The sequence below is a fragment of the Acinetobacter sp. YH12096 genome, from assembly GCF_013419215.1.
GTDB classification, from domain to species: Bacteria; Pseudomonadota; Gammaproteobacteria; order Pseudomonadales; family Moraxellaceae; genus Acinetobacter; species Acinetobacter amyesii.
Window position 1 is genome coordinate 1 of sequence record NZ_VPAM01000086.1, and the last position, 1,133, is coordinate 1,133.

Sequence of the window (1,133 nt, forward strand, 5' to 3'; positions counted from 1 at the left end):
AAAACCTTCAAAATTCTTGCTGAGCGATATCGCAATCGAGGCAAAAGACTAGCATTAAGATTCAATCTAATTGCTGGAATTTATAACTTGGAGCTGAGTGAAAAATGACTTATGAAAGAAATCTATTAAAAACCCATAATTTATTTAACCATTATTTAAACTTAAGTTATGGAATTCTCTAAAATATTTTCTGCGATGTAGCTCACGTCATTTACAAAACATGTTTCTTCACCAATAATATGCTAAGTTCAATTAACAACCTATGCTTGGGGAAGTAAAATGGAAAGCGCAATTGTTGAATTACTCAAACCAATTACATTAAATAAAGAAAATTGCAGTCCTTTGGTTTTTGAAACTGGTACCGTTCTAAAAGTGATTATGCAAACGCCAGAAGGCCTTTTGGTAAGTAATGATGACAAATTTAACTTTATGATTTCATTGAAAGATAAGAATGAAGTTTGGCGCGAAATTTAATTTTCGCCTCACTTTGTGATTTGTTTTTAAATCATATTTATTCTAAAAAATTTAATCATACAATTATTGAATAAACAGGATAAGGTTCTTAAATTCCATAAAAAAAGAACCCTCCTTTTAAGCAAATATTTTCATAACTTAGCTTTACGTTTAAATCCGTAAATCATATTTTTCTAAAATCGCATTGGTTTTCTGATGCAATCCCTCAAAATACACTTTACTCACCAGTGCCGAAGGCTTATTTTTGGGCAACGGACGAATTTCATGCGCGTGCGGATAACGTTCAGTAAAATCAAATCGTTGAACAACTTTTTTAAACTCATCCATCACAAGATTTTCATCTTTACAAAAAACATCGTAGGCTTGCTGTTTTTCTGCATCCCAAAACTGCTTAAATGCATCTTGAACACTTTGACCATTCAGCATTCGTGGCATTTGTTCATCAATAAACTTCTGAATCAAATCCATTTTTTTATACATTTTTCGGTCATTACTGAGTAAAGATTGGAGTTGTTGCTGCTGTTTAGCCCTTTGAACCGTACCGGGTTTGTCGGAGACATTTTTATTTAAGTTAGGCCACGTGACCTAACGGGTTAATCTTATCATAGTACATTGCTTCAAACTCAAAAGGCGATACATAACCCAATGCGCTGTGTACA

The 1,133-nt window shown here is 32.9% G+C and carries 2 protein-coding genes and 1 pseudogene; 2 read left to right on the plus strand and 1 reads right to left on the minus strand.

The features are described from left to right. Both FTU36_RS16570 and FTU36_RS16575 read left to right on the plus strand, forming a co-directional pair. Positions 1-108, plus strand: a pseudogene (locus tag FTU36_RS16570) (IS5/IS1182 family transposase); the annotation flags it as partial. Between the two features lie 171 nt (positions 109-279). Beyond that, the gene (locus tag FTU36_RS16575) at positions 280-474 is read left to right on the plus strand and encodes a hypothetical protein (RefSeq protein WP_078189992.1); all 195 of its coding nucleotides are present in this window, start codon (positions 280-282) and stop codon (positions 472-474) included. Positions 475-624: 150 nt separating this feature from the next. Here the strand turns inward: FTU36_RS16575 and FTU36_RS16580 are convergent, their stop codons facing one another. Next, entirely contained in the window at positions 625-954 is a 330-nt protein-coding gene (locus tag FTU36_RS16580; RefSeq protein WP_373686374.1) for a hypothetical protein, read from the minus strand. Positions 955-1,133 lie beyond the last annotated feature (179 nt).